This window comes from Dinghuibacter silviterrae, assembly GCF_004366355.1.
Classification (GTDB): domain Bacteria; phylum Bacteroidota; class Bacteroidia; order Chitinophagales; family Chitinophagaceae; genus Dinghuibacter; species Dinghuibacter silviterrae.
On record NZ_SODV01000002.1, the window covers coordinates 1731374 to 1756408 of the forward strand.

The 25035-nt window shown below is 48.1% G+C and carries 21 protein-coding genes and 2 pseudogenes; 16 read left to right on the plus strand and 7 right to left on the minus strand.

From position 1 onward, the window contains the following. Window positions 1–73 precede the first annotated feature (73 nt). The 10 genes and pseudogenes from EDB95_RS27825 to EDB95_RS24295 all read left to right on the plus strand — a co-directional run. Window positions 74–391 (plus strand): annotated as a pseudogene (locus tag EDB95_RS27825) (YWFCY domain-containing protein); the annotation flags it as partial. A gap of 283 nt (window positions 392–674) precedes the next feature. Next, complete coding sequence (locus EDB95_RS24255) at window positions 675–2027, plus strand: TraM recognition domain-containing protein (RefSeq protein WP_246073778.1); 1353 nt, start codon at window positions 675–677, stop codon at window positions 2025–2027. 19 nt (window positions 2028–2046) lie between these two features. Next, a complete protein-coding gene (locus EDB95_RS24260; protein ID WP_133998636.1) occupies window positions 2047–2892 on the plus strand; it encodes a hypothetical protein in 846 nt (281 codons plus the stop codon). Between the two features lie 175 nt (window positions 2893–3067). Beyond that, window positions 3068–3646, plus strand: coding sequence for a Crp/Fnr family transcriptional regulator (locus tag EDB95_RS24265; protein ID WP_133998639.1), 579 nt, complete (start codon window positions 3068–3070; stop codon window positions 3644–3646). Window positions 3647–3712: 66 nt separating this feature from the next. Beyond that, window positions 3713–5161, plus strand: a complete 1449-nt coding sequence (locus EDB95_RS24270; protein WP_133998642.1) for a hypothetical protein — start codon at window positions 3713–3715, stop codon at window positions 5159–5161. 318 nt (window positions 5162–5479) lie between these two features. After that, entirely contained in the window at window positions 5480–5932 is a 453-nt protein-coding gene (locus EDB95_RS24275; protein WP_133998645.1) for a DUF7793 family protein, read from the plus strand. Then, window positions 5860–7026: a PAS domain-containing sensor histidine kinase gene (locus tag EDB95_RS24280; RefSeq protein ID WP_162852770.1), complete on the plus strand. Its 1167-nt coding sequence runs from the start codon at window positions 5860–5862 to the stop codon at window positions 7024–7026. The genes EDB95_RS24275 and EDB95_RS24280 overlap by 73 nt, the downstream gene beginning before the upstream one ends. A 23-nt stretch (window positions 7027–7049) precedes the next feature. Next, window positions 7050–7676, plus strand: a complete 627-nt coding sequence (locus EDB95_RS24285; protein ID WP_162852771.1) for a response regulator — start codon at window positions 7050–7052, stop codon at window positions 7674–7676. Between the two features lie 326 nt (window positions 7677–8002). Continuing rightward, complete coding sequence (locus tag EDB95_RS24290; protein WP_133998655.1) at window positions 8003–8677, plus strand: hypothetical protein; 675 nt, start codon at window positions 8003–8005, stop codon at window positions 8675–8677. A gap of 52 nt (window positions 8678–8729) precedes the next feature. Continuing rightward, the gene (locus tag EDB95_RS24295) at window positions 8730–9323 is read left to right on the plus strand and encodes a hypothetical protein (RefSeq protein WP_133998658.1); all 594 of its coding nucleotides are present in this window, start codon (window positions 8730–8732) and stop codon (window positions 9321–9323) included. 52 nt (window positions 9324–9375) lie between these two features. On the opposite strand, the gene EDB95_RS24300 is transcribed toward EDB95_RS24295, so the two are convergent. The 3 genes from EDB95_RS24300 to EDB95_RS24310 are packed head-to-tail and all read right to left on the minus strand — an operon-like array spanning window position 9376 to window position 11171. Next, entirely contained in the window at window positions 9376–9879 is a 504-nt protein-coding gene (locus EDB95_RS24300; RefSeq protein ID WP_162852772.1) for a sigma-70 family RNA polymerase sigma factor, read from the minus strand. Between the two features lie 23 nt (window positions 9880–9902). Further along, on the minus strand, window positions 9903–10784 hold the full coding sequence (locus EDB95_RS24305) for a LuxR C-terminal-related transcriptional regulator (RefSeq protein WP_133998664.1): 882 nt from the start codon (window positions 10782–10784) through the stop codon (window positions 9903–9905). A gap of 6 nt (window positions 10785–10790) precedes the next feature. Further along, window positions 10791–11171: a DUF7793 family protein gene (locus tag EDB95_RS24310; RefSeq protein WP_133998667.1), complete on the minus strand. Its 381-nt coding sequence runs from the start codon at window positions 11169–11171 to the stop codon at window positions 10791–10793. 445 nt (window positions 11172–11616) lie between these two features. On the opposite strand from EDB95_RS24310, the pseudogene EDB95_RS28055 reads away from it, so the two are divergent. Further along, a pseudogene (locus tag EDB95_RS28055) lies at window positions 11617–11706 on the plus strand (hypothetical protein); the annotation flags it as partial. Window positions 11707–11730: 24 nt separating this feature from the next. Here the strand turns inward: EDB95_RS28055 and EDB95_RS27830 are convergent. Next, the gene (locus EDB95_RS27830; protein ID WP_246073780.1) at window positions 11731–11925 is read right to left on the minus strand and encodes a hypothetical protein; all 195 of its coding nucleotides are present in this window, start codon (window positions 11923–11925) and stop codon (window positions 11731–11733) included. Between the two features lie 166 nt (window positions 11926–12091). Here EDB95_RS27830 and EDB95_RS24320 point away from each other — a divergent pair, with 166 nt between their 5' ends. From EDB95_RS24320 to EDB95_RS24340, 5 genes are all read left to right on the plus strand, one after another. Beyond that, the gene (locus tag EDB95_RS24320; protein ID WP_133998672.1) at window positions 12092–12766 is read left to right on the plus strand and encodes an RNA polymerase sigma factor; all 675 of its coding nucleotides are present in this window, start codon (window positions 12092–12094) and stop codon (window positions 12764–12766) included. A gap of 417 nt (window positions 12767–13183) precedes the next feature. Further along, entirely contained in the window at window positions 13184–15877 is a 2694-nt protein-coding gene (locus tag EDB95_RS24325; RefSeq protein ID WP_133998675.1) for a lanthionine synthetase LanC family protein, read from the plus strand. Between the two features lie 10 nt (window positions 15878–15887). Further along, window positions 15888–16328, plus strand: coding sequence for a MauE/DoxX family redox-associated membrane protein (locus EDB95_RS24330; RefSeq protein ID WP_133998679.1), 441 nt, complete (start codon window positions 15888–15890; stop codon window positions 16326–16328). A gap of 521 nt (window positions 16329–16849) precedes the next feature. Beyond that, complete coding sequence (locus EDB95_RS24335) at window positions 16850–17902, plus strand: hypothetical protein (RefSeq protein WP_133998681.1); 1053 nt, start codon at window positions 16850–16852, stop codon at window positions 17900–17902. A gap of 107 nt (window positions 17903–18009) precedes the next feature. Beyond that, window positions 18010–18360, plus strand: coding sequence for a hypothetical protein (locus EDB95_RS24340; protein WP_133998683.1), 351 nt, complete (start codon window positions 18010–18012; stop codon window positions 18358–18360). 199 nt (window positions 18361–18559) lie between these two features. Here the strand turns inward: EDB95_RS24340 and EDB95_RS24345 are convergent, their stop codons facing one another. From EDB95_RS24345 to EDB95_RS24355, 3 genes are read right to left on the minus strand one after another with little or no spacing between them, the layout of a single operon-like run. Further along, a complete protein-coding gene (locus tag EDB95_RS24345) occupies window positions 18560–19954 on the minus strand; it encodes a redoxin family protein (RefSeq protein WP_133998686.1) in 1395 nt (464 codons plus the stop codon). Window positions 19955–19966: 12 nt separating this feature from the next. Beyond that, complete coding sequence (locus tag EDB95_RS24350) at window positions 19967–21355, minus strand: RagB/SusD family nutrient uptake outer membrane protein (protein WP_133998688.1); 1389 nt, start codon at window positions 21353–21355, stop codon at window positions 19967–19969. 12 nt (window positions 21356–21367) lie between these two features. Beyond that, window positions 21368–24814: a SusC/RagA family TonB-linked outer membrane protein gene (locus tag EDB95_RS24355; protein ID WP_162852773.1), complete on the minus strand. Its 3447-nt coding sequence runs from the start codon at window positions 24812–24814 to the stop codon at window positions 21368–21370. Window positions 24815–25035 lie beyond the last annotated feature (221 nt).

Below are 25035 nucleotides of genomic sequence, written 5' to 3' on the forward strand. Positions count from 1 at the left end.
AAAAGCTATGCAAAGCGGCGAAAACGTGCAAGCCCTTCGGAAAGGCCTTGACCTGATCCGACTGGGGAGCATCATGATCCTTTTGATTCACCTATATGCCACCTGTTACCCGGCCGTGAAGGCTTGGGGCCTTACCGTGGGCGTCGTGGATCGCATCATTTTCAATTTATCGGAAGGCGTGTTTTTCCTGGGAGGGATCAATCCCCCTAAGATCGCCGCCCTGGTCCTGTTGACCCTGTCCCTGGTGGGTGAGAAAGGCAAGAAAAGCGAAAAGCTCACCCTGGCACCCCAGTTGTACTTTATCGTGATCGGGCTGCTGCTCTTTTTTCTATCCTCCCTCCTGCTTTTGATAAAAATGGAGGAAGCCACCCTGGCAGAGCTGTATATCACCGTGACGGGTATCGGCTATTTTTCCCTCATGTCCGGGGGCGCTCGGCTGACCCGGCTACTATTCCTGAAAATGGGTAAGGACGTCTTTAACGAGGAGAACGAAACCTTTCCGCAGGAAGAACGCTTTCTCTCCAATGATGGTTCCGTGAATATCCCTGCCCAATACCGCCTAAAAGGGCAAATACGCAAATCCTGGATCAACTTTATCAATATGTACCGGGGGCTCCTGATAGCCGGGACCCCCGGGTCCCCATCGCGGCAAGACATTATTCTTAGTACGTCCGTTGATCGCGCAACAAATCCAACTTGGCTTCACGGCCTATATTTACGACTTCAAGTTCCCCGATCTAACACGCATCGCCTACAACGTCGCCCTGAAAAACCGGGACAAGTATCCTGTACCCCCGAAATTCTATTTCCTGAACTTCGACGACCTCGGCCGGTCACACCGGTGCAATATCCTGTCCCCCGAAACCATGATGGATATAACCGATGCGGCCGATTCCAGCCGGACGATCCTGATGGCGCTCAACCGGGAGTGGATCCGCAAAACCGGGGATTTTTTTGTCGAGTCACCCATCGTTTTTCTCACGGCCATCTTCTGGTACCTCAAAAAATACAAAAATGGCATCTTTTGCACCTTACCCCATGCCATAGAACTTTGCTCCGTCGAATACAAAAAGCTCTTCCCTGTGCTCAGCCTCGAAGAAAGCGGGAGCACGACCATTTTGCTCAACCCGTTTTTATCAGCGTGGCTCAATGGAGCAAACGAACAACTCGAAGGACAGATCGCCAGCGCCAAGATTGGGATGGCACGCCTGGCTTCACCTTCGCTGTATTACATCCTTTCCGGGAATGATTTCACCTTAGACATCAATGACCCCCAAGCGCCGAAACTGGTCTGTGTTGGCAACAATCCGGCTAAAGCACAGATCTACGGCGCGGTCCTGTCTCTTTGTACCGAAAGGATGTTGAAGATGGTGAACCGGAAAGGCCGCTTGAAGTCGACCCTGATCTTTGACGAGTTCCCGACCATCTTCGTCAACAATATCGACAGCCTCATTGCAACAGCGCGCAGTAACAAAGTGGCTACGACCCTGGCTATACAGGACTTCTCGCAACTCAGGAAGGACTACGGCAAAGAGCAGGCGGATGTCATTATCAATGTCTGCGGCAACATCGCCTCCGGCCAGGTCCTGGGCGATAGCGCCAGGCAGATTTCCGATCGTATCGGCCGCATCATGCAGGAACGGGAATCCATATCCATCAACAGCAGCGACACATCGGTCAGCAAGTCCACCCAACTGGAAGCCGCGATCCCGCCATCCCGGATCGCCAGTCTCAGTAGTGGGGAGTTCGTCGGGGCCGTAGCGGATGATCCTTTACAAAAGATCAAGCTGAAGGCCTTCCATTGCGAGATACAGGCAGACATAGCTGCTATCAACCGGGAAGAGGCCGCCTATGAAGAGCTGCCCGTAATCCGTAATGTGACACCAGAGGTCATTCAACAGAATTATATGCAGATCAAGCAAGACATAGAATCGCTGATCGAGTCAGAGTTAAGCAGGATCAATGCTCAACTGCCAGCTCCTGCGAAACAGGACCCCAACCACGACACCCAGGCAATTAGTTTCTAAACCATTTTAAACTTTCATTATGACGCAAGACAATCTGGATTATGTTACCCGTGCATTTACCAATGTTGGCTTCCCGCCCCAGGTAAGGGATCTGTTAAGCGCAGGCATGGAAAAAGGCTTGCCCACCATCATAGCAGGTGGCAACCGGCATTACGACGCCGCCACCCATGAAGTTATGCGCATAGAAGGCAGAGCCGATCAGGGGGAGCAGAACACAGAACGGTACTTTCCCAAAGGGTACCAAGCAACATTAAAATCCGATACGATGGAAGAAGCCCGTACACAGTTCATTCACATCTACGACCAAAAGGGTTTTCATGTTGATCAGACACGCAATCTCCTGTCAGGAAAATGGGTGTTTGCCATTGAAAAAGATCGTGGCGAAGAAAAGCGGAACTTTACCCGGCTCAATTTTGACGAAAAGGTTGCTTCCGGAAATTACAAGCGGATCAATGTAAAAGAAGATGACTACCCCTTATTCAAGCTATTGAACAAGGTTTCCTTTGTTGATCCTACGGAAGCAGACCTAAAAGATATGTTGAAGAGCCTTTTCAAAGGCGATACCGTTTCAGCAAAGGCCCGGCTAGAGGGCAATATACATACCGTACAGGTAGACATGCGGCCGGACAAAGGAGAATTGCTTGTCTATACGCCCGACAACAAGATCAGCAGAACCTATTCTATGGGCGATAAGATCAGGTTTGAATTGGATCAGCTTCCCGATCAGAATATTAAGCAATTCAATGACAAACAACAAGGCATCAACCAGAGCATGAATGCCGGAGATGCTGAAAGGACAAAAAAGGTGTTAGAAGGGCCGAAACCCAAACCAGGGACGAAAAACCAACCCAAACCCAGAGTATAGACACCCTGAACACCGTCAGAAAAGGCATCCACAGGATGCCTTTTTTCTTTCCCGACATTCGCGCCAACAATTTTGATCTTGGAAAATTTCTTATGAATCCGGGAGTTTTCTTTACCCCTAGCCACGAATTTCATAAACTTGTGGTCGTCTGTTTACGTAGCTAATCTACACGATCATGGATACCTTGCTTATATCCTTGTTTGCATCTTTGGAAAAGGTGCACCCCATGTCACCCGGACTAAAGCTCCTCCTGACTGAAAAAGTAGTACGGATTGAGCTTGAAAAAGGAGAGCTGCTCCTCACAGCCGGAATGCCCTGTCATCATGTGTATTATATAGTGGATGGGTTCCTTCGATGTTATTTTATAAAGAACGGAAACGAGGTCACGGCCTGGATGAAAATGGAAAACGATATAGCTACCGCCGTACTAAGCTACTACGGCAAACTTCCCAATGAATATTATATCCAGGCGTTACGCGGCTCAGTCCTATATGCCATCAGCGAAAGCGACCTGGAACACGCATGCGAGCTTTATCCGGAATTTTATAAGATTCGGGTCAAATTGATGGAATTTTATTATTGTGAAGCTTACCAACGGATACATGGCTTACTGAGCATGAATGCTGCGGACCGCCATAGCCATTTTAAAGAGCATTGGCCCTCGCTCTACAAAATTATCCCACAACGCTATATTGCTTCTATGTTGGGTCTTGCGCGGGAGACCATTACCCGCCGCCGAAAACAACTCCGGTAGAGGTGTGACGATGATCACCGTTTTTTACCCATAACGTGGTTTATTTTTCGGGTAAACCTTAACGTTATGAAACGAATACTCCTGTTACTGGCGTTCCTGCCCCTCGCTTTCTCCTGCCGGAAAAGCATTTCTCCCCAAACCGAGTCCTCCGTAAGCATTTTGTTGCATTACCTGAAAGACAGCCTTTCAGCCACCGACTATGCAGACCTGGACACGACGGCTATTCTCCGGTCGAACACCCCCGACGGCATCACAACCTGGCGGGTCCCCCTCCACAATCCCCCCGGCTCTGCCCATTTCCTGCTAGTCAGAACAGGACCAGGCGGGGACCTTCTCCAGGGGCGGCTCTTCCATTTCACCCGATCCACCCCGGCCGGCAGTCCCACCTATACCGGCGCCGTCGACGTATATTCTTTGGGCCACCAGGTCCTTTTGCGATCCGGCATTACCGAAGGCTACATCGACGCACTGCACCCGGTGCAGATTGGCAATGTCACCATCGATAATATGAACGGAGCAACCAGTATGCCCGCCTCCGCTGGTGCAGAGGTGCTCCCCGAGGTGGTGGTGGTTGGCTATATCGCGACCCCCGTTTCCGATTTTACCGCCTTTGTCTCTGTGGACGATCTATTGGGATCTTTAGGGCCAGGCGCCAGTGCCAACGGTACAGGCGCAGCCAACGGCCAGGGCTCACCCGGTACCAGCGTTGGCGGCGGCGGTGTTGGCGGGGGCGTCAGCAGCGGTGTGATTTACATCGAGCTGAACCCGGGTGATCCCGGTAATGAGAACCAACCTGCCGGTCCTGGCTCGATCCCTTCCATATTGGTTGACCAGGACTATACCGCCAGCTTGCCTGTCGTGGATTTATCCAAAATGTTCAACTGCTTTGACGACGACAATATCGTGCCCTCCATTGGCGCGACTTATACTATCACCATCTGTTCCGATGTTCCGGTCAATGCCCTGCCGGAAGCGGCGATCAATAATGATCCCACCTCCGCAGGACATTCCTTCCTCGTGGTCACCAAGACGAACGGAACCGCCAGCCTGACACAGGCTTTCGGGTTTTATCCTGCGCAAACCCCCTCTGTTTTCAATCCTTTTGCCCCCGTCCCCTCCAACGTCAAAGACAATGGAGGACATGAAGTAAATGCCAGCTATTCGATCAATGTATCCCACGATCAGTTTGCAGGATTCAGGCAAACCGCGCTGAACCTTTCTAAAAATCAATATTCGCTTGATAATGACAACTGTACTGATTTTGCCGTAGGCAGCTTCAATGCCGCAGGGGGCACACAGCTCAATCTGCCCCCCCTGATCGTATATATGCCAGCGACGATTATGAACGGCGTCACCGCTTCACCTTCTTACCAGGTCAAAATTAAGAACTCACCACAGGGACTGTATGCAGCCCTGCAACAAATGAAACAACAGGGCGGTGCCCAGGCCGCCAATATTCACCTGGACCTCTCCGGAAAGACCCAATCCCCGAAATCCCACGGGCAGTGTGATTAGTGGCATACGGCCTCCTGGGGAACCGGGAGGCCGTACATTACAATAAAAGCAAACACTTATTTGTTCATAAGTGTAAGCGATAGTTTTTTACGTAAAACTACCTAGTATTAATACTTCCGGCTAAATTTACTTACTCCTTACTGTTAGTATTAGTAGCCCCCTACCTATTGCGCCTATGGCGTAACGATCGTACAGTCCTAATTACCGTTATCATCCCCGTACCGGTGTCCAAATACCGGGCATTTGTCCCATTTTCCAAACTATGCGGGAAAAGGGTAGTGTCTCTATTGCTTAACCTAACCAATAAAAGCCATATACATGAGAAAGCACACAACACCTTACGTTGATCTCGAATTACTGGACAACGGAATCCTCATTGCCACCTACAAAAAACAAATGCAGATCACGCTGGACATGGCCAGGCAAATTGTCCGGGACCGCTTGGAATTTGCCGGCAGAACTCCCAGGCCGTTGATGCTGCTTAACCAGGGCGTCGTCGAAATGAAAAGAGCCGCGCTTCGTTACCTCAGTACTGCAGAAGGCATTGCAGGTATCAGCGCTACAGCCGTCGTAACCGGGAAAGCAAACACCTATGCGATCATTGAATTGATCATGAAACTTCATAAGCCGCCATTCCCGATCAAGTGGGTAAAAAACGAGGAAAAGGCAATGAAATGGCTACAACAATTTTTACCGCCATGCACAAACGAATCCGACAAATCTACCAGCTCCTGGCCGCCTACGCAGCCGGTGACTTTAGTAAAAGACTAAAGATCTCCGACCGCCTGGATGAAACCGACGAACAGGTAGGCAGCCTGCACATGCTGGGCGAGGAACTGATGGCCGTAACCATCAGCCGGGATTTCTTTACCCAGATATTCAATACCGTCACCGATATGGTGATGGTCATTACCCTCGATGGTTTGCTCGAAAAAGTCAACCACGCCGCCTGCCGTCGATTGGGCTATTCACAGGATCAGTTGGAAGGCCAGCCGGTTGATCTGATCACCGGGTATGCCAGGCCATCCCTCTCCGGACAGGTGAGGAAAGCACGCCGGCCCGGTAAAATTATCCAGTTCAACCGGGTGTTCCATACCGCAGCGGGATCATCATTGCCGGTAGACATTACCCTCCAGCATATGCAGGCGCATAACGGGCAAAGACGACGGCAGGTGCTGCTGACCGCCCGAGATATTACCGACCGGCAGGCAGCCGATAACAGGATCTTGCGCGCTATGATCGACGGCCAGGAACAGGAAAGGTTACGGCTGGCGCGTGACCTGCATGACAGCCTGGGCCAGCAGCTCACCGCTGCCAAATTCTTTGTCAGCGCCGTACAGAAAGGTACCCGGTCCAAGCCCTTGCAGGCAAAGCTCCGCACCGCCAATGAATGCCTGAACAATACACTAACAGAAATGCGCAATGTCTGTTTCAACTTAATGCCCAAAACCCTTGAAGATTTTGGCCTGTTGGCTGCCGTTCAGGAATTATGCGGGCATTTGAACATCACGGGAACCACCAGGATTGTCGTCAACCACTCCCACGATTTTCCGGTATTGCCCCGCTCCCTGGAGATCGACTTGTTCCGGGTTGTCCAGGAGTTCCTACATAACTCCTTAAACCATGGGGACGGTACCCTCGTACGCCTGGTGTTCAAAGCAACAGGAGGAGAGATACAGGTCCGGATGCAGGATAATGGCACCGGTTTCGACCCTCAAAAACTCTCCCATCCGGGCATGGGTTTGCGGAACATGGAAACCCGTGTTCAATCCCACAAAGGTTATTTCAGACTGGTTAGCGCGATGGGCAAAGGCGTGCGGGTAGTGATCAAATTTCCTGAGCAATCAGTTCAATCGATGCGATAATGGCAAAAGCAAAGCCTCCCATAATGATCCTCATTGCAGACGATCACCGGATGATTCGGGAAGGGCTGTTTGCTATGCTCCCTAAGTCAACCGCCACTATTCACTATGTGATCGACGTAGCTGAAACAACAGAGGAGGCCATAGAGCGCAGCCGGGAACGGAACTATGATATTATCCTGATGGATTTCCACCTGCCGGGAATCGGTGGCCCCAAAGCTACGGAGATCATCCTGCGAAGAAACCCGCACACCCGTGTCCTGACCCTTTCCAGCTATGACGAACGCGCATACGTTGATAAAATGCTGCAAGCCGGGGCCAGAGGCTACATATTAAAGAATGTAGAGCCCGATACGCTGGTCATAGCGATCAAGACCGTGCTGGCAGGCAAACTCTTTTTTTCCAATGAGATCGCACTAAAGCTCATGCAGCCGCCTATGGTCCTGGGGAATGACGAGCCGCCCCGGCTGTCACCCCGCGAGCAGGAAGTGCTCATGCTGATCCGGGCCGGCCTGAAGGGCCGGCAAATTGCAATTAAAATGGGCATCAGTCCAAGGACCGTATTTAAGCACCGGCTCAGCCTCATGACTAAGCTGGGCGCCCACAATGCTGTTGAACTGGCTCAGGCTGCGCTACAGCTTGACTTGCACTGATCACTATTCTGGTTTTCACGGATTCGCCAGGATATGAAATCCCTTTATCTGCCTTTGCGGTCTTATACGACTCACTCAAATAAGTTCAATTTAACTGTGCTTATTATCAAATGCTACTTCTTGTAGCAACAAAAAGGTATTGAAAATCATCTGTATTCAATATGATTGTTTCAATATTTTAAATTTTAAAATCATTTATCTAAATATATCTATTTAAGTAATGATCATAAAGTATATGCATATACGCTGTTTTTATAAATATAAGACGTAGCTTTCTATCGAAAATATCGACATGCTTAATTTATAAGCGAATAAATTTAGAACGGATGAAAAATGAGCAATCGGTAAATAGGGAGCAGAGTGCGGGAGTGCCCAATGAATATCTTACCGCCGTACAGATAAGCAGAATAATTAAGATGAAGTCCATTCGTACCTTATTTCTTGCCAATAAGATTAAAAAACTATCTGACCTGTTTTACTACATGCCAAAAACAAATATATCAAAGGAAATAGGGTGTAATTATCAAACTTTTACGAGAAAAGCCAAGCATCCTGAACATTTCACAGTCAACGAAATACTAAAGATAGGTGAAGCATACTCACTTACCCCAATAGAATTGTATATATTAATTTTGAATCAACTGCCGCCGGAAATGCTCGCTTTCGCTAATAGTCTGGAGACAGTCAATGATAAGACGGTCGAAAAAAATGTGAAGGAAATAACGCCGGATAAAAACCAGGAGGTTAATAAATCATCCAGGTATGACAGAGTCTTAAAAGCATACAATGAGGGGGAATTAAAATGTATGAGAGATATTTTTACATATGTGCCTATTAATCTCATAGCGAAGGATCTTGGCAGACAATACGCTCGTTTGCGAGAGGAATTTGTGGACCCTGTCAACACCATGAAGAAAGCTACTTTTCGGGATTTAAGCGACCTTATTGGGATTGACTATGACAGCCTTCTTCGTCTGGCCATGAATGATAAGTTCTTTTGAAATGGGAAGATTATATCATTTTGATGTAAATAGTACTAAAATCAAACTTTAAATGTCAAATTCAATCAACACGGAGATGATTAATAATGATACCCCGCACAAACATCCAGGCTATGCGCAAATAAAGGAAGCCTTTCATGCAGGCACACTGAAAGATTTACAAAGCCTGACTAATTTTGTCCCTGTTGATCAGTTGGCGGTGGACTTAGGCATTCCCACAGACGAGCTAAAAGAGTTACTCCAGAGACCCCATGACATCATCATGAAGGACTTTTTCCATCTGAGCAAGTTGATTGGAATCAGTCTTGAACAAATTTTCGAATTGGTCCCTGACTTGAGCGAGGATGAGAACGAAAATGAAACCGTATATAAGCATCCCGGTTATGCTCGTTTTCGTGAAGCCTATCATGCCGGAGAAGTTAAAAGTCTGAGTGACCTGTTTAAGTACATGCCAAAGGAGCAGGTAGCAATCGACCTGGAAATGACCGGCGATCAGCAAAGTGTAAACATCAACATGAATCAATTATCTGGTGATCTCAACAATTTGCAGCCAGATGAATTGCAAAAATTGGCTGCCCTGAACGGAATCCATGTAAACAAATTACCTCGCCAGGGTGAAGCGGAGGAGGATCATAAAAGTAATTAAGTTTAAGGCATAAAAAAGGCTCAACTCCTTTGTCTCACTCCGAAATCCGAGATCACTCACTTTCCAGTTCAGGCCTCAATATTCCATAGGCCCGAACCCTCGTGTTCCTCACGGTTTGTTTGTGTATTCCCAGGATATCCGCTACCTCCACCGTAGAAAGACCTTCCATTGTCAACCTCGTAACAATTTTTGTTTGCCGCGGGAGCTTGTTAATCGCATGAGAGAGTTTAACAGACGAATACTTCTCTATCATCTGGTCCAATATACAAGATGGCGTATCGGTTAGACGAATCTGATAGATGATATGTTCCCGATGCTTTTCATCCGTGTTTTTTTTCCGTAGATAATTATAACAGGCAAAATAAACACCAGTCGATATATATGCTTTGGCAGCCCTTTCGTTCAAGAAATCGGATTTTATTTTCCAGACACGTAGAAGGACAGAAGTTGCTATATCTTCTGCGGCCCCCCGATCATAGATGAACTTTCTGGCTAAACTACTGGCCTCAACATGCAGGCGTGGATAGACTGCCTCGAAATTAAATATATCATTCATATGGATATGTTTTTCACCTATCATCAAACCCGTTTTCCAATCAGGCCCAGGTCATTGGCGATCTGGACCAGGTGGGCGACATTCCTCGCGCCCAGTTTATCTATTAGACTATTGCGCTGCGTTTCGATCGTGCGCAGATCGACTTTCCGGATACCCGCGATTTCCTCACTGGTGTAACCTTGAGAGACCAGTTCCAGTACCTCACGTTCCTTACGGGAAGGCAGGGTGATCCTGCCGGACAGTGCGGGCACTTCACCAAGCGAAAAAAAATCTGGCTTTTCACCCTGCACCCCTGGTTTTCCAACTTCCACGTTTCGGCGGGTTTTCTTATTGTCTTTACCCTCATCGGTGGCGCTCTCCTGGGTGGGAAGCATCCGGGCGATCAGGAGACATTCTTTTATATCTCCCCAGCCGGTAGGCATCCAGCTCAGTAACGCCTGCCGGGGCATCACGACACCATGAGGAGAAACAAAGTTGATCACCGGACTAATCAATTCCGTCCTTTGCGCCCCTTTTCGGGGGCAAAGCACCGCCGGGAAAAGCCCCTTCTCCACGACCAATGTGTTAAAATGAATTTTTACAAGCTGCTCCCTGGTACAACATAGGAGCTTGCCCGCCGCCTGGTTGGCTTCTTCAATGATCCCTTCTTTCGATAGGATGAAACAAGCGTCCAGGTAGCTGTTGAACAGGTGGTCAAAGTAACTCCGGCTGATGGTCCGCACCTTCAGCTCCTCCGCCATCATATAAAGGCCCGACTGTACTGATTCCGCCCAATCCGGTTCTCCTTTTGGGTCGGAGAGAACAGGTGGCCTGATCAGGTCATAGCGGCCCCTTGCTACATTGATCAGCAGGTCTCCGATCTCCCCGATAATATGCAGTCCATATGTATGGTTTCGTACAGGCATATTTTGCTATTTGTAGAAGTCAAGCCATTCCAAAGCAGCCTTTTCCCGTCGGAAAGTTTTTACGGGTATGCTCTTCGGCATAAAGGCCAGGAAAAAGCCGATGACGAGTTTCACCGCAGTGTTTCGCTCCAGTAGGGCAGCGGCCTTGACACCTTCCACGCCGTCCGGGCCCGCCAGATAACTGCGTGCCGGTTGATCCATCTCAATCCAGCCCTCTGTTGTTACCAGCAGGGGGAGTATCTGCCCTTGTTGAAAGGCCATCCTGCATTCCTTGATCAGCATCGCCTTTTCCAGCGTAATAGGGGATGCCGTTTTTCGATAAACCGCTTTGACGATGCCGTTCTGCATCGAAAAAATCACATACGGGTTATCCCAGGGCTTATTCATAGTGGCTTAAGTTCATAACGGATCATTCGTGCATATCAGATGACCTCTACAGCCGGTTGCCAGGGTCGTCCGGGGCGAACTGATTTGCCTGCTCCGTATTTAAACGTAGTTGCTATAAGAACATGAAAACACGAATTTTTGTGACCAGTCTGTATAATTTTTTTGTCATGGAATTGTCGTGTATAAAGCGTTGCCTTTACAAGGGCGTTGCTGACATATGAGATAGACCGAAATAATAGTCGGTATTTTTTTTCAAATACTTGTTCAATCAAGCATCTACGTTAATTAAACGATATAGCAAGGTTATTCAAAGCACCTCAACGGCTGGTCAGGCGTGCGATGTCAAAATGAACGACCTGGATAAACTCCCGTATTGACAGAAAATACTCCTGTGTTCACAAACCATGCCCCCGCACTTTACTTAGCTTCCCCTTTCTGCTTTACTATGACTATACGACACACCGAAGCCCAAAAGATACAGGCCATTAAAGACCACAGGAATGGAAAACCGGTAGCGGCGATCTGTGAAAGTATGAGTATACATGCAAGTCAATTTTACCTATGGAAAAAGAAGTACGGGGATCAGGGCAGTACAACCCCAGTAGCTCCATCCAATAATGGCTCCCAGGGACTCCATGATGAAATTGAAATACTCCGGATCGAAAATGACATCCTCCGGGAGGAAAATGAAACGCTGCGTAAATTGTGCATGGATGCGATCCTTGAATTGACCCGGTATAAAGAGAACGCTCAAAAAAAAAGTTAATTCGGTTGTCCGATCACGGCCTGTCGTCATTGCGGAATCGACTGCTGCAAGTATACCACAAAATTTCTCCATTGCCCGTCATAAAGACAGCCCAATCATTCACCCCCGCGCGTCCATCCAAAAGGCCCCGGTAAAGTCAGATCCCGTCTATACTTTGCCCGTACTTCCCCCCTTACCCATCCAGTCATCCCAACACATCCCCTTTACAACTGAAGAAGCGCCCCTTAAAGCACTCAAGGAAGGTGATCAGCGCGCCTATAAGTGGCTATTGACCTACCTGGAGGCAGCGGTAACAACCTTTTTGCAACGGAATCACTTACATCAGGATCAGGCTATGGACATTGTTACTGATACGTGCGCTTCGGTCTGGAGCCAGCGAAGGCGCCTTACCAATCTTGACTACCTCTCCACACATATCAATTTCAAGATCTGGGAACTCTCCAATAAGATTAAATCGGAAATACCATCTCGGAACATCTGGATGGCCCCTGAGGATTTCCTGTCTGACATAGGTGGATCATTGACCACCGGACATCATACGGAAGGGGATGCTTCCAGAACTCACCTGCAATATTTGGTCAGCACACTGCGATCGCCTTTTAGCGTGCTCGCTACTTTTTTGCTGGAAGGAAGAGCCGAAGCGGAAATCGTCGGCATAACGGGGCTGCCGGTCGCAAAACTCAGAAATTATTTTAACCAGACTTTTGCTTTATTGAAAGTAAAATGGGAAAGAAGCACCGGTGAGCATATTAAAGATGCGTACAGCCGGCATAGAGGTTCCTGGCAAGGTCTACGAAAAACCTTTGAAACGCCTGGCTTGAAAGGATAGTACCGCCCATTATACATGACCTTACTCTATAGCAGGCGGGTATAAACTTACCTTTTCCGGAGCCTGTACCTCTCAAGGGAAAGGCTCCACATCGAATAACTTTTTATCCGGATAAAAGGACCCTTTCTTTGCGGGCTGACTTACATTAGCGGTTGGATCGCTGTTTTGCAATACGCGCAACCGTGATACCAGTGCCATACCGAATAATTCCTTATTCATAATTTAAAATCCTGATTTCGATACCCGGACATGCAACGAAAATCTACCTTTAAAAAATGATCGGATAAACAACATTGTACCCGGAAAATTTCCAAACTACCCGGTACATCAGCCGTAATCAGGTTTTTAATATTCCAAAGGCCTCGATCTGCCCGTTCTCGCCGCAAACAGGAAAGACATAGTAATCAATTGAATAGTATGGAAAAAGACGTCATTGCTGGCAAAGAAAAGGAAATAACGCTCCTTCATTCTTCCGGAGAAAGCGAACATACAATGGACGACACTATGCAAATTTTGCATAGAATAGGTGTGTCATATGTTCAAGAAAATATCTACTATCGGGTGGGGGAAGTGACCACGGAACAGGGCTGGATAATGCATCTTACCTGCGCCCACCCGGAATATTTCAAAATGTTAGGTTCCATCCTACCCATCCTCGGGCGATTTGGCATGACATACAAAATTCTACGAACAAAGGAGTTACTGTTGAAATGCAATGAAGGGTTGTTTGGATCACAAAAGATCGGGAAAGCGATCTCGGTCTTTGTACAGGATATTTCTGGCATCCATTCATTCCTGGAGGAATTGTTACCCCTGGCTGCAGGTTATAAAGGCCCTGCTGTTCTCACCGATATAAAATTAGCTGATGGTGTTTATTACCGGTATGGGGCGTTCCTTCCCATCATAAAAACAGACAGTTGGGGGAAGCGTTCCCGCTATATGAAAAACGACAAAGGAGAGCTGGTAGCCGATGAATACGCTGTGGAACCCTTTATGCCTTCCTGGGAACCCAATCCCTTCCAGTATAGGATGTTTCCCGATCCCATCCTGCCGTCGAAAGCGCATTTCCTGCGGAAATTTAAAGAAGTGAAGAAAATAAAGAAGGGTGTAAAAGGAGAAGTGACGAAAGGGGTATACAAAAGGCTGTTTTTATTCAAGACCCCGTGCGTTATCAAGCAGGGAAAGAAAGGAATGTTCGTCGAAAACGATCTTTCAGACGCAAGGGACAAAATCCGATGGCAATACCGGCTCCAAAAAAGATTGTCCCGGATAGCCAATGTACCCGTATCGCTTGGCTGCTCCATACAAGATGACGATGCACTTTATGCGATGAAATATATCCCAGGTGAAATGCTGGGTAAATATACATTTGACGTAATAAAGAATCGCCCCTGGTTTGACCTTTCACTGGAAGAAAAGACCCGGCTGCTCGATTACCTGCTTCGCGTAGCAGAACAAATCCTCAGACTCCATCGGGCCGGATATTATCACCGGGACATAACCGGGAAAAATTTTCTCGTCGATCAGAAAGATAAAATATGGATGATCGACGTTGAATTAAGCTATAATTACAAAAGGAAGATCCCATCCACGCCCTTTACCATTGGAACGGCTGGGTATATCTCCCCGGATCAGAGACAAATGCAATTTCCCCATATTGCTGACGACTACTTTGCTTTCGGTGCCTTGATGATCAATTCGGTCACAGGCATAGAACCAGGAATATTGAATTGGGATTATGACAAGCGGCTGGGAGAAAAGCTCTCTTTTTTGTTGCACCAGCCTGATCTTGAAAAAATCATTCTTTCCTGTGTCGATCTGAACAAGCATAGGCGTCCCAACATCAAGGAAGTCATAACCAGCCTGAAAAAAGTAAAGGATCGGCTTGTTCAAGCAACATCAAGCGAGGAAAGTAACGAACGGTATGTCCCGGTTGATCCTGGTAAGTTCAACCAGGTCATCAAGAGCTTTGGCAGTGCGTTGATGGCACACGAAGGGAAATGGTTCACTTCAATTAAAAACGATTTTGATCAGTATGTTTACCCCTTACAGGATAAAGACGTGTTGCCCTCACTACACAATGGGATTGCCGGGCCGCTTTATACCCTGTTAAAGGCAGAAGAACTGGGCTACGATGTTACCCGGGCAAAGGGTAATATGCGGGTTGCGTGGGAATACCTTATTGAATATGCGGAACGGAACATGGGAACGCTGCCCCCCGGACTGCACTTTGGATCAACCGGTTTGGCGTTGTTGTTTGCGATGGGTGTCCAAAATGGAGATATTGCCTGGGAAAATGATATGTTTTCACTGGTTGATCGGTTAGCAGAAAAACGGTCCGCATCCTGGGACCTTATGCATGGGTTAGCAGGGGAGGGGCTCGCACTGATGCAGATCGAAGGGCTGCTTCCTGGAATGACACGGGCTATCGAATATCTTCAACAAGCGGCCACGCGCCTTATTGAAAACCAGGCGCACGATGGCTCCTGGCTTTTTACCGGGGAAAACAAAGAACGGATAAAGTACAGTGGGTTTGGTATCGGAATTGCCGGGATTGTGTATTTTCTTTTATCGTATGGACGTGCATGTGAAGATGAAAGAGCAGAGGCCGCCGCGTTGAAAGGACTGGCTTACCTGGAACGGGTAGCAGTTAAAAAAGAGGGACATATAGCTTGGCAGAATAGTGACAAGGACAACAAGATTGGGGTCTGGTGGAGTGTTGGCGGCCCTGGTATAGCGATGGCATTCCTGCGTGCCTTCGAAATGTATGGCACGCGCAAGTATGCAGAATATGCGGAGAGTGCATTGCGCATCCATCCGGAGCGGATCGTTTCACACCAACTGACGCAATGTTATGGCCTTAGTGGACTGGGAGAGATCTACCTGGACGCTCACCGTGCTACCGGGAATAAGACCTGGCTAGACAGAGCGAAATGGATCGAAGGACTTCTTTGGCAAATGTACAGTAGCAATGACAAAGGCGATATTTTCTGGCTGCTTACCAACTATCGGTTTCCGACGCCGGAACTCATGCTGGGCAATGCCGGCGTCCTGCACTTCCTGATGCGTTGCGCATCCCCTGTTAATGCATCCCTCCCTTTATTGGTTTAACCTTTATGTCATGAAGCGTGCTTTGATTTTAAATCTGATCGTTTTGTTTTTTATCGCGTTGTTCGGTTATGCCGCATTCAGTAAACTGGCTACCTACCAGGTGTTTGAAACGCAGTTGGCACAGTCGCCTTTCATTACTGGCTTCGCATCTGTCATCGTATGGGCGCTGCCAGCCACAGAACTTTTGGTCGCGGCGACCCTCATGGCAGGCATCTTAAAAACCACTTACTTATACATCGGTATGTTCGGGTCGCTATTCCTGATGGCTATGTTTACTTCCTATATTGCCATGATGCTGGGATTCAGTTTCTATATCCCGTGTAGCTGCGGCGGCATTTTATCTAAAATGAGTTGGACTACTCATTTGTTCTTCAATATATTTTCGACCACATTGGCTATAGTCGCGTTGTTGCTAGTGCCTTTGGTGCCGCAGCCTGTCCGATCAAAATAACTATAAGATCTTATATGTGCATATATCCTGTCCCTTCTGCGCAGGAAGGACAGGCGGGGAGAACCGAAAACCCGTCACCACTGTAGGTAAAAACATCAAACTCTCAATTAACAATTATGAAACGCGCATTATTTGGAAGCGCAGCCGCTATCCTGGCTGTAGTCGGTTTCAGTGCATTCAAGGCTCATGTTGCTGCAAACCGGGTAGGTACTATCTGGCTTCCTGCAACCGAAAACAATACGACTCTACACACCGGGTCTATTTCTAAGCTCAGCTCCAGCAAGACGTTATTGTCATCGTACGATGCGGCTGACCCCCAGAGTTCTGAGCCTGTTCAGGGAACTGCTGTCGGTGACTGTATCACCAATAGCGCCCTGATCTGCGCTGCTCAGTTCAATACGGATGGTTCCGGGAACCCTACGGGCACTGCAAAGGCCTTTGATACTGGTTCTTTCCAATACCCGTCCTAAGTTATAGACGCGGCCCCGCGATCGGGGCCGCGTTTTTTAATGATGATCATTATGCAACAAAAAAAGATTGTCAAAGGAATTATTGTCACCTGCTTTTTAGGAGGGCTGATCCCGGTGGCGTTGTATTTTATGGCGACTTCGCTAAATCATACCAAAAATGGGTTTGACCGAACGTTTTCAGGCGTCGAACTGATACCGGTGGGGCGATCGGCGGACATCGTTAACCCTTATCGCCTTGCAGAAAGTAACGGGACCATTGCCGTAAGCCTCATGGAACCTGGTAGTTTCAAAACATTCAACACCAGCCTGGAGCAGATCGGAGTGCACGAAGCAGGCTACAAGTTTACTAACAGGCGACATACATCGTACCAGATGATCATCGATTCACCAACCGTTTATTTATTGATAGGTAATAACCGGAAAATATACAAGCTGAATCTATCTTCAGGCCAGGTATATGACAGCATAGCTGTTCCTTATCTCTTTCTCAGGTCTACCGTTTGGGGCAACGATCATTTTGCCTTCCGGTGCTTTGACACCAGTCGATCGCACCCGTTGATCTACATTTCCCTGAATGCGAATTACAAGACCAGGATGAACTATGATGCCGTCCAGCGAAAGGATGAACCAGGGCACGCTATGGAAGACGGTTTGTTGAACTACTCATCCAATACGCACCAGTTCGTTTTTACCGAGTTCTTTTCCGGCGCTATTCACCTGCTCGATACTAACCTGCGATCCGACTGGACGATCCATACGGTCGACACCATTTCGGAAAATATGACAAAGTCCGGCTTTGTTCAAACGGGTCAAGGAAAGGATGTATTTACCAGCTTGTCACCCCGGTACCAGGTCAATAACCTTTCCACTGTATCCCGGGATAGCATTTTTGTAGAGTCGATGATCAAAGGAGATAATCAGACTAATAGGGACTTTATGGATAACTATACCATTGACGTATACAGTATAAAAGATAGAAAGTACCTTTGCTCATTTTATATCCCCAAGCGAAAGCATAAGTATTTACTTGATTTTAAGGTGGTGGGCAACGCAGTGTATGTTTTGTACACGGACCATCTTGAGTCCTTCAGGCTTCGTGCATAACACAATCCAAACAATGCCCATTTTACATTTGACTGTCTCGGAAGGCCGGTATGGACACGTACCCCAAAATGAGCCAAAGAAGAATAACAAAAATTCAATTATTGTTTATGAACCGCATTTTTTTTGGAAGCGCGGCGGCAATCATGACCATTGTTGGTTTAGGTTCATTCAAGTCCCGGGAGCGCGTGTTGCAAACAGGTACTGCCTGGCTGCCTGCCTTGGAAAATAATCTATTCACCCACACCGGGTCCATCTTAGCATCCAATCCGAGGCGGAGCCAGTTGTCGATGTATAATGCATTGGATCCGCTTACCTCCGAACCTGCACAGGGGACCGCTATTGGTGACTGTATCACTAATAGCGCTTTGATCTGTGTGGCCGAGTTCAATACAGATGGCTCCGGAAATATTGTCGGTACCGTCATTGCCTTTGTAACCGGTATATACCAATATGCTTGATACATACAATAAGATCAATATAAAGTAATAACGCGGCCCCATTGCTAAGGCCGCGCTATTGGTGGTAATCGATACGGTACGAAAATAATGGGCTGGTAATTACTTCATGCTTGTTGTTGATATATTTGTTATGCCGAAATATATGCTCGCAGATTTACATTAAGGCATACCGCTCTACTGCGACTGCTTAATGCATCAATCACCTTGCACCACTTTTGCTTTGCTCATAAAGCACGCTTACTTCCTTTTTTGCATAGCTCTTATCCTCGATGACCAGCACGTCGATGGGGATCGTTTGTTTTGTCAACCGGAGGCCCACTTTGTTTAAAGCCTCGTTGAGCTTGACCAGGTCGGTCAGGCTTCCCTCATATTTAAAATTGACATTTCCGGTATAGTCCACTTTGTCCTCAAATGGCTCCGGCTTGTCCTGTAAAAAAAACTTTAGCGCAAAAGTGAGACGGGACATCGGGACATTATGACAGTTTAGCAGGAACGAATACCGTTCGAAAACGGGCGCTGATGTATCGGTAGTCTCAAAGGTGGGCGGCTCCGTAGTTCTTTCCAATACGTAACAGTTCCTCTGCTCTTGCGCAATATAGGCGTGTACGAAAGGAAAATTGGCATTCAGGTCCTCCCGGAGGACCCTGTATTTATTGCTGGTATCTCCCTTTGCCAGCTTTAAAAAATAACTGTACTCATGCCCGGGAATAGTCCTCCATTGGTCCCGGTAGGCGGTACTCCAATTCCCAGATCCGGAATTGTCTGTAAACCTGGCGGAATCGTTGGTGAGGAGGTTCAGCCTGCCGAAACCGCCGAAGTACTTTAGTGAGCCTTCTCCGAATGCCATGGCATACAGCCCGCAAATGCTCAGATTGGAAAGGTTGATAGATTCTTTTTCAAAACGCCCGCCCCCGCCATGGCCCGAGATAAAGTCGGTCAGGACATGATAGGAAACGAGGAGGCTGTCCTTTGCCAGGAGGTCGCCCAGATACGTCGCCACCCCGGTCCTGGCGCCTCGTTTGAGTGAGGGGGGCAGCGTATCTGCCGCTGTTTTTGGGAACCGGTATTGTGCAATGTCCAGTGTTTCCCCCTGGATGAATTTTTCAACATTGCTTCGTGTTACCGCTTCCGGATAGGACACGTACCTGACAAATCCCGTTTTGTCTATCCATACATATTGTGGTACTGTGCTATGAGGAAAGAGGCGGCCCAATGCCGTATCCTCTACAACGGATTGGATCCCGATCCCCTTGATCCGTTTGTACTTTGCCGCGAACGCACCGACCGCCTTTGCATTTTCGTCTGTGACGAGAAGGACTGTCAGGTCCCCTTTGAACGCCTCCTGGAGCGAATCCATTTTAGGGATGGAGAACACGCAAGGAGAACACCAGGTCGCCCAGAAGTCGATAATGATATTTTTCCCTTTGTAATCGGATAGTTTTTGCAGAACCAGCTCCCCGCCCTGGTTCAGAAGCTTTAGATCGGGATCCCGCTTCATGATGTTGAAGGAGGAACCCTGCTGCGCATAACTTTTTAACAGACAGAATGAAAAGAGTGCAATTAAGGTTAGCTTTAATACAGATCGTTGTGCCATTTTCAAGAGTTTTTATCGTGGATTTTGAGCAATATTGCTTACTGTTATTTCATCATCCGGTATTGGATATACATACAGGTTGCTATTGGGCGATAACGTATAAACCGTACCATTGGCGTTCCTGGTGAGCGTGGTGGCAAACCGGTTGTCCTTGTTCAGCCGCCGGAGATCAGTCCAGCGGGTCGCCCGCATGACCAGTTCTTTTCTCCTTTCCAGCAGGATTTTTGCCAGGAGCGAATCGGTGTTCGATAAGTTGACAGGCGTAAATTTCCCGGTAACATACCGGTATTGCAGCAAGAAGTTGAGGTCATTCCGGGATGCGGTTACCTGACCGTTCCGGGCCTCACACTCTGCCCGGATCAGATATAGCTCGTCCACCGCCGGTGCAGTGAAGAAGTTGCCATTGTTGCTACCATTGTAGGTACCGTAAAAGACCTGACCCGGGATGCCAATATAGTTCATGGCATCCGTAAAGAACATCGTTTGCCGCAGATCGGAAGAATCATATAAATTGTATAAAGTGGAATCTATCAGGCTGCCATAAGGGGATAGGTCGTCTCCTGCGAAAATGGTTGAATAAGCGATCACCTCCGGGTTGTCATTGAAGCCGGGCATACTTTGGAAGCCGTTTGCCGATAAGGTATTATAGTCCAGCAACACATTTTTTATTGCCAGCGCAGAATCTGCATACAATTCGGCCAGGCGATAGCTCCCGATTGATAGATAGGCCCTTGCCAACATGGCAAAGGCTGCAGCTTTATTGGGCCGGGTCTTATATAACTGGTCCGCATTGGGAAGCAAAGCCGCCGCCTGTAACAGATCGGAAAAGAGCTGTCCATAAAGCTGGGCTACGGTACCCCGGCCGGGTCTTTCGTTCACATCCGCGTGTAACATGAGCGGTATTCCGGGGTCGGACTGCGCCGTGGCACTGTCATAGCTTTTGCAAAAGGTTTGAGCAAGCTCGTAGTAGTCGTACCCCCTGAAGTAGAGCGCCGTGCCTTTAACCTGGTCATATTGGGTCGCGGAGCCGGAAGAAACGTCTACATTGCTCAGCCCATCGAGGACCGTATTGCTGGAAAAGATATTCTTATAAAGGATCTCCCAGTCCGACTCGGAAGATACACCATACCCGTTAGGTGCCCAGATATATTCCGCTATATCAAAATTATAAAGATATTGGAAGGACAGGTCGGAAATATAGTAATTGTCCCCACCTATTTCGCCCAGGGCATTGGTTACGTAGAGCAGCGGCCCATCATTGAGGGCCTGGAAGTCGTTTAACGTAGTGGCCACCGCTAGTTTACTATCAGGTTTTTCATCCAGCCAGTTCTTAGAACAGCTTGTTAGTAGGAAGAACGCAATCGCAAGTATATAATGAAAATTGGTTTGTTTGTTCGACATGGTAGTGTTTTTTTAAAGTGTTGCTTTTAATGAAAAGGATACGGTGCGTGGATTTACATAGTTGGCAGCCTGGTAATCCGGGTCGATACCGAATTTGTTGGCTTTCCACAAAAGCCCCAGGTTGTTTCCATAGGCCTCCACAGAGAGGCTTTTAAAGGTTGAAATTTTCCATTTGCGGATAGGTAGGTCATATTTGATCAAGACGTCCTGGAGGCGGATATGATTTCCGCTGGTAACCAGGGCGGCGCTGCCGGCGTAGAATAGATCCCGGGTTTGGTCGAGCGGCAGCGTCGGAATGGAGGGGACGTTGGTCTTTTTTTCATCACCGGGGGCCTGCCACCGATTCACATAATCGACGTTGCCCTTCCACGCGGTGATCAGGTTGGTGTAGTTGATCGAAGGACGGAGGAAGTTGTAGCCGAATTTATATGAAATATTGAACGAAAAGGTGAAAGGCCCGTAGTGGAAGGTGTTTCGGAGACCACCGAAGGTAGTGGGGATCGTGCGGCCGCTATACTTATCCTGACCGGCGGTTTCAGCCGTCAGTTGGCCATAGTCTTTACTTACCTTCCCGGTAGTATCATAGCCCATTGGATCTCCTGTTTGGGGGTCAAGGCCCGCCCATTTATAGGCAAAAAGACTCTCAACCGGCTTTCCGGGTACAATGAAGGTGGTTATATCCCCTTTGTAATTCGTAACCACATCCGTTGCATAGCTTAAAATAAACTGGGTTGTCCACTGAAGTCGACCCCGGAGGTTGTCGGAGGTAATGGAAAGATCCCATCCTTTGCCCTTCATGTCGGCATAATTCAATGTCGCGGTGGTAAAACCCGTGCTGGACGGTACCGCTTCGCTGCCGATGAGATCGACACCACGTTTGATAAAATATTCAATTGAGCCGGTGATGGTACGCTTTGGTAATAAGGCGAAGTCTGCTCCGAAGTTGGCAATCTTTATTCGTTCCCAGGTGAGGCTAGGGTTTCCGGGTGAGGATACTTGCAGAAATGAAGGAGGAAAGTAAAGCGTTCCATTGTTGGCGCTTAATTCCGTAGTATAAGCAGTTCCATTATTGATGATATTCCCATTGAAGCCGTAAGTGGCCCGTACGTCCAATAGCGGTAGCCAGTTTATTCTATAGAATTTTTCCCTGCTGATATTCCATTTTTCTCCAACAGAACCAAGCGGTATCGTCTTAGCGTTGGTCTTTTCACCGAACAGGTTGGTTTGGTCGATCCTGCCGCTTACAGAAGTGATGTATTTGCCATGAATGGCATATGATGTATTTAGAAAGTAGGACCTATACCTGTTCAGCGTATGTTCAAGGTTGAACTGGTAGGGAATAGTGTTGGAGCCGAAGGGATAAGTCGGATAGTAAGTCGTGAAATTGACAAAACTGGAAGCGTCAGTATTGGGGTCATAGCCATACATGGTCGTAGGGGTATTGATAGTGCCCTTGACCTGTCTTACTTCAAATCCGCCTACCAAGGCCCATACATCGTTCCGGAAATTTTGATTAATGTCAAGCTGTATGCGTCCGTTGTTGGAAAAATATTGCGATGTGGTTTGATTCAATATGCCACCCGGAGGGATAACATAGCTAGAGAACTTCTTGTTTTGGGTGGCAGAATACCTATTGATCAGGTTCCTGGTGTAGTAGGTGCTGTCGGAGTAAATGATCCTGTTATAGTTGGTTCCCGTTTCATAGGTATATAGTCCCTCAACACTAACCCCCGGGATAATAGAATATTTTACATCCGTTCTAAGTCTGGTATCGCTAGTCGTGGTCGTGTTGTCGGACCAGTTTTTTTCCTTTAGCGGATAATACAGCCAGTTTTGGAAACCATTGGCCTGCTGTGCGACCGAAAAGGAGTCCCGGAAATCCCGCACGACCGGGAGCGGGTTACCTTGCGCATCGGCCAGTTGAGCGTAAGGATATATCGCATTGTTGTTGATGCCACCGGAGCTCAGGTTGTTGACGATCGAGTTAGCATACGTTTTGCCGGTAAGATACGTGATGCCCCCATTGATCTCCAGGTTCCTGATCGGCCTGAACGTTGCTACCGAATTGATGGTCAGTCGTTGGTTGGTATTGTTGACCAGGTTGGAAAGGTCTTTGTCATAGCCGATGGACATCAGGTAGCTGCTTTTGTCGGAGCCGCCGGTGAGGCTGATAGCATACTGCTGATTGCCCAGGCCACGGTAGAAATATTTGCTCAATTCATTCCTAATGTCGATCTGGCTTAAACTGGCGATCAGCGCATTGACATCAGCCGCGGAGAGCTGCCCCCTTGCTTCTGCTTCCAGCATTTCCACGACGGGGCTAACGGGAATATTGTAGGTCTTTTTGAAGTAGTTCGCATAATACCCCTGTGAGAACATCGTCTGTTCAAAGCCAATAAAATCCTTAGAATCCAAAAAATTTCTATTGTAATTAAGATTGGGACGGCCGCTGACAGTGTAATTGGCCGTCACATCTATACGCAGCGGCTGGTTGATGCGTCCTTTTTTGGTGGTGATGACGATCACCCCATTGCCGGCGCGGACCCCATAGATCGACGCGGCCGCAGCGTCCTTAAGGATGGTGACCGATTCTACGTCGTTGGGATTGATGCTGTTCAGATCGCCGTCGTAAGGGAAATTGTCCAGCACGACGAGCGGAGCGGTGGAGGCATTGATGGTGCTGAGGCCGCGGATCAACAAGCTCGAATTTCCGGTTGCGTCACGGTTGAAGAGCAAGCCACTGGTGATGCCCTCCAGTTTACTCACGACGTCCGGGCTGATCCTGTTGTCAAACATTTCCTTTTCCGGTTGGGTGAAACTGCCGGTGGCCCTTTCCCGGGAGATGGATTGGTAACCTGTCTGATAAGTGACAGATACGTCATTGAGCACTGCGACATGCTGGTCAAGCCGAATGTCGATAGACTCGCCTTTTTTCACCCGTTTTTCGATCGCATCGTAGCCCACATGGCTGATCAGGAGGACCCCATTGACGGGGACGCTGTCCAGGCTGAAATTGCCCGCCTCATCCGTACTGGTCCCCCTATTGGTACCCACCAGGGAAACCGACGCCCCCGCAAGCGGTTTCCCATTCTTATCAGTGATTTTACCATGTATAGTTAAAGGAGGTTGCCCATCTTCCATAAAGTGTTGCGGAACAACCGCCGGTCGCTGTGTCAGGATGATAAAACGGTCCTCCAGGTGGTAGGTTAGGGGAGTACCTTCCAGTATTTTATGCAGGGTCTCATCGAGCGTGGCGTCCTTTACATCCACGGTGACATGCTGGTAAAGGCTAAGCGATTTAGAATTGCCCAGGTAGTGGTAGCCCGTCACGTTGAAAACGGCGTCGAACGCTTTTTCCAGGGATACATTCCGGAGATGAAGCGTTACTTTCTCCTGGGAATATCCCCGGGCGCTGACCTGGAGACAGCCGGCAAGCAGGATGATGGCGGTAATTCTCATGCACAGACCGATTTTGGATTGCAGTAAGCCTCTGGTAACACTGCGTAATTGCAGGAAATTCATACCTTTGTTTGTGTTTTGGGTTGATAAAATGATTACATACCTCCCGCACGGAAGTACTTCAATTTTCACCCGGGACATATTCAGCCGCAACGGTGGTTACAACACCCTGCGGCTTTTTTATGTACCGGATGGCATTTCTTTCATTGGATGCAATCGGG